The sequence below is a fragment of the Tardiphaga sp. genome (assembly GCF_044340795.1).
GTDB lineage: Bacteria > Pseudomonadota > Alphaproteobacteria > Rhizobiales > Xanthobacteraceae > Tardiphaga.
The window spans coordinates 1-8,500 of the sequence record NZ_JBIISY010000242.1 but is presented as its reverse complement, the minus strand read 5'-3'; the positions used below and the strand labels follow the sequence as shown (position 1 = coordinate 8,500).

Here is an 8,500-nt window from a genome sequence, read left to right as displayed (position 1 = left end):
TGCGCGCTAGGACCGGGCGATCCAGTAAACTCAGTCCATGCGCTGTTTACTGGGTCACCCGGTCAAGCCGGGTGACGACACCGGAGAGTGCTCCGCCAATGTGCACCGCCGAACTTTAGCCCCTTTCCTCACCGATTTAACACCATCGCCACTGTTCTGATGCTCCCGGCCGGTATAGGTTTGCTGCCATCACTGCGTGACGGCGCAATCGATTTGAGAGCTTCGAACCCTCATTTTCCAAAAATTGCTGCGCACGGTGCCGAGGCACTGCAGGCGGGCCGCCAAGACCGGAACCGGATCGTGCAGTTTCACTCCCTTCGCCTGTCACTGAAATCGTTTGCGACGGCCACAGCCCTGATGATGTGCGCGCTCGCGCCGCAAGCCGCGCGCGCCGAAGCAACGCTGGTGGTGGAAGTGGACAGCGGCAAGGTGCTGCAGGCCGAGAACGCCACCTATCCGTGGCATCCGGCATCGGTCACCAAGATCATGACCGCCTATGTGACGCTCAAGGCCGTGAAGGAGGGACGCATCCGTCTCGACACCGTGTTCACGGTGTCGCCGATCGCCGCGGCCGAGTCGCCCTCCAAGATGGGCTTCAAGGCCGGCACCCAGGTCACCGTCGAGAACGCGCTGACGATGATGATGGTGAAGTCGGCCAATGACATGGCCGCGGTACTCGCCGAAGGCGTCGGCGGCTCCATCGACGGCTTCTCCGCGATGATGAATTCCAACGCCCAGCGCCTCGGCATGACGCAGACCCATTACGTCAATCCGAACGGCCTGCCCGCCGACGAGCAGGTGACCTCGGCCCGCGATCTCGTGATCCTCGCCCGCGCCGTGATCCGCGACCTGCCGGAATACGAATATTTCATGCATATCCCGGCGATGAAATTCGGCCGTCGCATCACGCCGAACTTCAACAAGCTGATCGGCCGCTATCCCGGCGCCGATGGTTTCAAGACCGGCTTCATCTGTGCCTCCGGCTACAATCTCGTCGCCTCCGCCACCCGCGGCAACAAGCGCCTGATCGCCGTCGTGCTCGGCTCCACCTCGGGCCATGCCCGCGCGGTGAAGGCCGCGCAGCTGCTGGAGGCCGGTTTCGGCAACAGCAATGGTGGCCTGACCTGGCTGAAGCCGGCGCTCGGCACCGTGGACGCGATGGCGCCGATCGATGCCGCGCCGCCGAACCTGCGCGATGAAATGTGCGGACCGAAGCGCAAGCGCCAGGGCCCGATCAGCGACGAGGATGCCGTGGCCAGCAGCGAAGCCTCGAGCTCGGCCGCACTGTCCTTCTTCGCCGGCGGATTGCAGCCGCCGACGCTCCGCCCGGAAGACATGATGGCCGCGGCCGCCGCGCCTGTGGAGCCCGTCATCGTCTATACCGGACCGAAGAAGACCGGCGCCGACCTGATCGCCGCCAATGCGGTGGAAGAGGCCAAGCAGACCCCGAAGGCGAAGCCGAAGAAGGGCACCAAGGCCGCGGCGAAGAAGCCGGCTGCAGCCGACACCAAGGACGCCAAGGCAACCACCGACGCCAAGCCGGCCGCCGCCAAGCCTGCAGCGAAGCCCGCCGCGCCCAAGCAGGCTGCGGCGAAGCCCGATGCAGCCGCATCCAAGCCTGCAGCCGCGAAGCCCGCGGCGGCCAAGCCTGCAGCAGCCGCTGCCCCGAAGCCGGCTGCCAAGCCCGCGCCGAAGCCCGCAGCCACCGGCGAAGCCAAGCCGGCTGCGACAGCACCGCGTAGCTGAGCTGTAGGGCGGATTAGCGCAGCGTAATCCGCCGGCCGACCTCATGGTTGAAACTCCGCGGCGGATTAAGCCTTCGGCTAATCCGCCCCTACGGCAAAGTGTCGCGCGACCCGCTTCCTTAACCAATCATATGCGTTGATCTTGCGGAACGTGGTGCCCTGAGGCGCCGTGTTGCGACGCCGCTTGCCTTGTCTGCGCGATCTGCTCAATACTTCGCGCAACGAACTAACAACGAGGGGGAATGTCATGGAGCGCATCTGGCTCAAGCACTATCCGGCCGGCGTGCCTGCCGATATCGACACCGCGCAATATCCGTCGCTGGTGGCGCTGCTGGAAGAGAGCTTCGCGAAGTTTCGGGATCGCAAGGCCTTCATCTGCATGGACAAGTCGATCACCTATGGTGAGCTCGACGACCATTCGGTGGCGCTCGGCGCCTGGCTGCAGAGCAAGGGCATGGCCAAGGGCGCCCGCGTCGCGCTGATGATGCCCAATGTGCTGAACTATCCGGTCGCCACCTGCGCCGTGCTGCGCGCCGGCTATGCCGCCGTCAACGTCAATCCGCTCTATACGCCGCGCGAGCTGGAGCACCAGCTGAAGGACAGCGGCGCCGAAGCCATCATCGTGCTGGAGAACTTTGCCTCCGTCGTGCAGCAGGTGATCGCCAGGACCCAGGTGAAGCATGTGATCGTCGCCAGCATGGGCGACATGCTCGGCTTCAAGGGCATGATCGTGAATCTCGTGGTTCGCCGCGTCAAGAAGATGGTGCCGGCCTTCAACCTGCCCGGCTCGGTTGCCTTCAACGATGCCGTCTCGGCCGGCCGCAGCATGACGTTGAAGAAGCCGACGCTTGGCCCGGACGATGTCGCCTTCCTGCAATATACGGGCGGCACCACCGGCGTCTCCAAGGGCGCGACGCTGCTCCATCGCAACATCATCGCCAACATGCTGCAGAACGACGCCTGGCTGCAGCCGGCGATCCGCAAGCCGCCGCATGTGGACCAGCTCTTCATCGTCTGCGCGCTGCCGCTGTATCACATCTTCGCGCTGACGGCCTGCTTCCTGCTCGCGGTGCGCGCCGGCGGCGTCAATCTCCTGATCCCCAATCCGCGCGATATGCCGGGCTTCATCAAGGAATTGAAGAAGTATCAGGTCAACAGCTTCCCGGCCGTCAACACGCTCTATAACGGCTTGCTGAATTCCCCCGGCTTCGACGAGGTGGATTTCTCCAAGCTGAAGATCTCCAATGGCGGCGGCATGGCCGTGCAGAAGGCCGTCGCCGAGAAGTGGCAGAAGGTGACCGGATGTCTCGTCGCCGAAGGCTATGGTCTTTCCGAGACCTCGCCGACGCTGACCTGCAATCCGGCGGATATCGACCAATTCACCGGCACGATCGGCCTGCCGGTGTCCTCGACCTATATCTCGATCCGCGACGACGACGGCAACGCCGTGCCGATCGGCGAGCCCGGCGAGATCTGCGCCAAGGGCCCGCAGGTGATGATCGGCTACTGGAACAGGCCGGACGAAACCGCCAAGGTGATGACGGCCGACGGCTATTTCCGCACCGGCGACATCGGCATCATGGATGCCGACGGCTTCACCAAGATCATCGACCGCAAGAAGGACATGGTGCTGGTCTCCGGCTTCAATGTCTATCCGAACGAGGTCGAGGACGTGATCGCCAGCCATCCGGGCGTGATGGAATGCGCCGTGATCGGCGTGGCCGATGCGAAGACGACGGAAGCGGTGAAGGCCTTCGTGGTGAGGAAGGATCCGAAGCTCACCGCCGAGGACATCATCAAGTTCTGCCAGGGCCAGCTCACCAACTACAAGGTGCCGAAGCAGATCGAATTCCGGGATGCCCTGCCGAAGACCAATGTCGGCAAGATTCTCCGCCGCGAACTCCGCGACGAGAAGAAGCAGGAGGCTGCGGCTTGACAAGATCGTAGGATGGGTTGAGCGAAGCGATACCCATCACCCCTCGCGCAGGCGGTGATGGGTATCGCGAAGACGCTCAACCCATCCTACGCTTCGAGTTTTGCATGACCTCTCCCGCCGACATCATCACCTTCTGGACCGACGCCGGCTGGGACCGCTGGTACGCCAAGAACGACGCCTTCGACGCCGAGATCAGGGCGCGTTTCGTCTCCGCCTATGAAGCCGCCCGCGATGGCGCGCTGGCGTCATGGGAGGGCAGCGACGACGGCACGCTGGCGCTGATCCTCCTGCTCGACCAGTTTCCGCGCAACCTCTTCCGCAACGACCCCCGCGCCTTCGCGACGGATGCCGCCGCCTGCGCATTGGCCAAGCGCGCGATCGATCGCGGCGTCGGCGATCGCGTCGATCCGCAACTCCGCCAGTTCATCTATATGCCGCTGATGCATTCGGAGGAGCTCGCCGACCAGGAGCACTGCTGTGCCCTCTTCCGCGCTACCGGCGATGCCGACAATATGAAATATGCCGACATCCACGCGGACATCATCCGCCGGTTCGGGCGCTTCCCGCACCGGAATGCCGTGCTCGGGCGCGACACGACGGCCGAGGAGCAGGCGTTTCTGGATGCGGGCGGGTTCAAGGGGTGACGGCCAATATTGCCCGCCCCCTCGCCGCGGTCTAAACATCCCTCTCCACATCCGGAGAAAACGAGCATGAGCATCCAAGTCGGCGACAAGCTGCCCGAGACCAAGTTTCGCGTGATGACCGAGGAAGGTCCGGTGGTGAAGACCACCGACAACATCTTCAAGGGCAAGAAAGTGGCGCTGTTCGCGGTGCCCGGCGCCTATACCGGCACCTGCCACAAGATGCATCTGCCGAGCATCTTCCTCAACGCCTATGCCATCAAGGGCAAGGGCGTCGACACCATCGCCATCACCTCGGTCAACGACGCCTTCGTGATGAATGCCTGGAAGAAAGACACCGACCTGCGCGACGAAGCGGTGTTCCTGGCCGACGGCAATGCCGAATTCGCCAAGGCCATCGGCCTCGACCTCGACGCCTCCGGCAACGGCCTCGGCATCCGCTCCAAGCGCTATTCGATGCTGGTGGAAGACGGCAAGGTGACCAAGCTGAATCTCGAGCCGGCACCGGGCAAGGTGGAAGTCTCGGGCGGCGACACGCTGCTGGGGCAGTTGTAAGCACACATTAACTGTCGTCACCCGGCTTGACCGGGTGACCCAGTAATCACTGGCTTCGGTGAATATCTTTGACGATAGCGTTTACTGGATCGCCCGCTTTCGCGGGCGATGACAGTTAGAGTGATGATGACGGCCAGAATGATGGGCGCGTCAGTGTCCAAACATCACTGCTTCTTCCTCGCCTCCGCGAGCCCATCCCGCGCCAGCTGATCCGCGCGTTCGTTCTCGGCATGGCCGGCATGGCCCTTCACCCAGTGCCAGCGGATCTCATGCGTATGCAGCGCTGCATCCAGCCGCTGCCAGAGATCGACATTCTTCACCGGCTTCTTGTCGGCGGTCTTCCAGCCATTGCGTTTCCAGCCGTGAATCCAGCTCATGATGCCGTTGCGCAGATACTGGCTGTCGGTGTGAAGGTCGACCGAGCACGGCTTCTTCAGCGCTTCCAGCGCCGAGATCGCCGCCATCAGCTCCATCCGATTGTTGGTCGTATGGGCCTCGCCGCCCTTCAGCTCTTTCTCGGCATCGCCGAAGCGCAGGATCGCGCCCCAACCGCCGGGGCCGGGATTTCCTGAACAGGCCCCGTCCGTATAGATCGTCACCGGATGTGTGCTCACGCAGGCTGTCCCGCAGTCTCGACGCCGTAATCGGCCATGCTCTTCACCGACTGATGAAAGCGCAGCTTGCGGACATATTCCAGCGGATCCTTCGGCTTCACGAAGGCGCCTTCGGGGACATTGAGATAGTCCACCAGGCGCGTCAGCAGGAAGCGCAGCGCCGCGCCGCGCGCCAGCAGCGGCATCGCCGCCTGTTCGGCTGCGGTGAGCGGGCGCACTTTATTGTAGGCATTCAGCAGCGCCCGGGCCTTTGTGGCGTTGAACGAAAAATCCGGCTCGAAGCACCAGGCATTGACGCAGATCGCCACGTCGTAGGCGAGCATGTCGTTGCAGGAGAACGGGAAGTCGATCAGGCCCGACAGTTTGTCGCCGAGGAAGAAAACATTGTCCGGAAACAGGTCGGCATGGATCACGCCTTGGGGCAGATCATGCGGCCAGTGCGCGGAGAGATCGGCCAGTTCTTTTTCAAGAAACGCACGCAGACCGGGCTGCACCGTATCGGCGCGCGGCGCGGCCAGATCGAGCAGATGACGCCAGCCCTCGACCGAGAGGTTGTTGGCGCGCTTCAGCGGAAAATCGCTGCCGGCCACATGCATGCGCGCCAAGGCGTCACCGACGCCGGCGCAATGCACGGCGTTCGGCCGGCGTGGCCACATGCCTTCGAGGAAGTTGATGATCGCAGCCGGACGGCCGGCGAGTGACGAATACACCGCACCGTCGCGCGTCTTCTGCGGCTGCGGGCAAGTGACCCCGCGCGCCGACAGATGCGCCATCAGGCCGAGAAAATACGGCAGGTCGTCCAGCGCCACGCGCTTCTCATAGAGCGTGAGGATATACGCGCCCTTCGAGGTGTGGAGCAGGTAGTTGGAATTCTCGACGCCTTCGGCGATGCCCTTGTAGGAGAGCACTTCGCCGATATCGTATTGTTTCAGGAAGTCCGCGAGATCGTCATTGGCGACGTCAGTATAGACGGCCATGACCTCACGCGGCGGCTTCGGGACGCAGCGAGCGCGGCAGCGGGAAGAACTCGTTCTCCTCGGCAGCCGACACCGTCTCCACATTCAGCGTGTAGCGCTCGGCGAAGGCTTCCATGATCTCCTCGACGATCACTTCCGGCGCCGATGCACCCGCGGTGATGCCGAGGCTGGTGATGCCTTCGAACATGCTCCAGTCGAGATCCGAGGCGCGCTGTGCCAGCACCGACACACGGCAACCCTCGCGCTCGGCGACTTCGCGCAGGCGCTGCGAGTTCGACGAGTTCGGCGCACCGACCACGATCAGGGCGTCCACCACCGGCGCCACCTTCTTCACCGCCAGCTGGCGGTTGGTGGTGGCGTAGCAGATGTCTTCCTTGTGCGGGCCGTTGATGTTCGGGAAGCGCTCCTTGAGCACGGCCACGATTTCCGCGGTGTCGTCGATCGACAGCGTGGTCTGGGTCACGAAAGCCAGATTGTCCGGATTCTTCGGCTGGAAGGTCTGGGCATCCTCGGCGGTCTCGATCAGCTCGACCGCGCCCGGCGGCAGCTGGCCGACGGTGCCGACCACTTCCGGGTGATGCGAATGACCGATCAGCAGGATTTCGCGGCCGCGCTTGAAGTGGATCGCGGCCTCGCGGTGCACCTTGGTGACCAGCGGGCAGGTCGCGTCCAGCGAGAAGAAATTGCGCTGGCGGGCATCCTCGGGAACCGACTTCGGAACGCCATGGGCGGAGAACACGACCGGAGCGGTAGTATTATCCGGAATCTCGGCGAGTTCCTCGACGAAAATGGCGCCCTTGGTCTTCAGGCTGTCCACGACATATTTGTTATGGACGATCTCGTGGCGGACATAGACCGGCGCACCGTGGATGGCCAATGCGCGTTCCACCGTATCGATTGCCCGGACCACGCCGGCACAGAAGCCGCGCGGCGAACAAAGAACGATTTTCAGGTCCGGTTTGGTCATATCGGGGCGATCCATGTGCCTTGGCCTCCCGAAAAACGGGGGCGAGCAGTCAGATTGATGGAAAATCAGCCAAAGAGCTTGTTTGCATAAGGACTTGGGGCCGGTTTACGGCGCTGTCAAGGCCGAAACGTCCGCCATTGCGCGTCAGCCCCGGCACAGCTTATATAGAAGGCTAATTCCCCGTCATCCCCGATGACCAGACGGCTCCGCCTCCAAGAGGCGGGCGGAGCGCAAAGGAGATTTGCCATGAGCAATGCCCCGCTGATGCCAAAGGCGACGGCCGTGTGGCTGGTGGACAACACCGCGCTGACCTTCGACCAGGTCGCCGATTTCACCAAGATGCACGTGCTCGAAGTCCGCGCCATCGCCGATGGCGACGCCGCCCAGGGCATCAAGGGCATGGACCCGATCTCCAACGGCCAGCTGACCCGTGACGAGATCGAACGCGGCGAGAACGACGCGAATTACCGCCTGAAGCTCGAAGAGAGCAAGGTGGTGCTGCCGCCTGCCGCCAAGAAGAAGGGGCCGCGCTACACCCCGGTGTCGCGTCGCCACGAGCGCCCGAGCGCCATTCTCTGGCTGGTGCGGAACCATCCGGAACTCAAGGACGCCCAGATCATGCGCCTGGTCGGCACCACCAAGACCACCATCGCCTCGATCCGCGACCGCACCCACTGGAATGCGCAGACCCTGACCCCGATGGATCCGGTGACCCTCGGCCTGTGCTCGCAGCTCGAACTCGATTTCGAAGTGCAGCGCGCCGCAAAGGAAAAGCCGCTCGACCAGCAGGCCTATGGCGGCGCCACGCTGCTGCCGGCTTCGGAAACCACCCGCAAGGACGAGTACGAAGGTGCCGAGAAGAGCGACGACGATCTCAATGTCGACGCCGTGTTCGCCAAGCTGAAGGGCATCGGCGGCAAGAAGCAGGACGAAGACGAAGAGTAAGCGCGAAAGCGCCGAGTGCTTTGTGACGATCGAAAACGCGGCGAGCCATCGCCGCGTTTTTTGTTGGCTTGGTTCAATTGCATTTCGCTGCAACGGGACGATACACTACCCTGGTAGGGC

The 8,500-nt window shown here is 63.3% G+C and carries 8 protein-coding genes; 5 read left to right on the top strand and 3 right to left on the bottom strand.

Going from position 1 to position 8,500, the window contains the following annotated elements; all coding sequences use genetic code 11:
• Positions 1 to 357 precede the first annotated feature (357 nt).
• The 4 genes from ACIQ17_RS27105 (at position 358) to ACIQ17_RS27090 (ending at position 4,877) form a co-directional block, all read left to right on the top strand.
• A complete protein-coding gene (locus ACIQ17_RS27105; RefSeq protein WP_398472434.1) occupies positions 358 to 1,746 on the top strand; it encodes a D-alanyl-D-alanine carboxypeptidase family protein in 1,389 nt (462 codons plus the stop codon).
• A gap of 246 nt (positions 1,747 to 1,992) precedes the next feature.
• On the top strand, positions 1,993 to 3,681 hold the full coding sequence (locus ACIQ17_RS27100; protein WP_398472432.1) for a long-chain fatty acid--CoA ligase: 1,689 nt from the start codon (positions 1,993 to 1,995) through the stop codon (positions 3,679 to 3,681).
• Between the two features lie 104 nt (positions 3,682 to 3,785).
• Positions 3,786 to 4,325, top strand: a complete 540-nt coding sequence (locus tag ACIQ17_RS27095) for a DUF924 family protein (protein ID WP_398472430.1) — start codon at positions 3,786 to 3,788, stop codon at positions 4,323 to 4,325.
• 66 nt (positions 4,326 to 4,391) lie between these two features.
• A complete protein-coding gene (locus tag ACIQ17_RS27090) occupies positions 4,392 to 4,877 on the top strand; it encodes a peroxiredoxin (protein WP_398472429.1) in 486 nt (161 codons plus the stop codon).
• A 164-nt stretch (positions 4,878 to 5,041) separates the two neighbouring features.
• On the opposite strand, the gene rnhA is transcribed toward ACIQ17_RS27090, so the two are convergent.
• Genes rnhA through ispH form a run of 3 tightly spaced genes read right to left on the bottom strand, consistent with a single transcriptional unit; the run spans position 5,042 to position 7,435 of the window.
• Positions 5,042 to 5,491 (bottom strand): ribonuclease HI, encoded by a 450-nt coding sequence (rnhA, locus tag ACIQ17_RS27085; RefSeq protein WP_398472428.1) that lies wholly within the window; start codon positions 5,489 to 5,491, stop codon positions 5,042 to 5,044.
• The gene (locus tag ACIQ17_RS27080; protein WP_398472427.1) at positions 5,488 to 6,468 is read right to left on the bottom strand and encodes a homoserine kinase; all 981 of its coding nucleotides are present in this window, start codon (positions 6,466 to 6,468) and stop codon (positions 5,488 to 5,490) included. The genes rnhA and ACIQ17_RS27080 overlap by 4 nt, the downstream gene beginning before the upstream one ends.
• Positions 6,469 to 6,472: 4 nt before the next feature.
• Positions 6,473 to 7,435 (bottom strand): 4-hydroxy-3-methylbut-2-enyl diphosphate reductase, encoded by a 963-nt coding sequence (gene ispH / locus ACIQ17_RS27075; protein ID WP_398472433.1) that lies wholly within the window; start codon positions 7,433 to 7,435, stop codon positions 6,473 to 6,475.
• A 246-nt stretch (positions 7,436 to 7,681) separates the two neighbouring features.
• Here ispH and ACIQ17_RS27070 point away from each other — a divergent pair, with 246 nt between their 5' ends.
• Positions 7,682 to 8,380 carry a DUF1013 domain-containing protein gene (locus ACIQ17_RS27070; protein WP_398472426.1) on the top strand — a complete coding sequence of 233 codons (699 nt, stop codon included), beginning with the start codon at positions 7,682 to 7,684 and terminating at the stop codon, positions 8,378 to 8,380.
• Positions 8,381 to 8,500 lie beyond the last annotated feature (120 nt).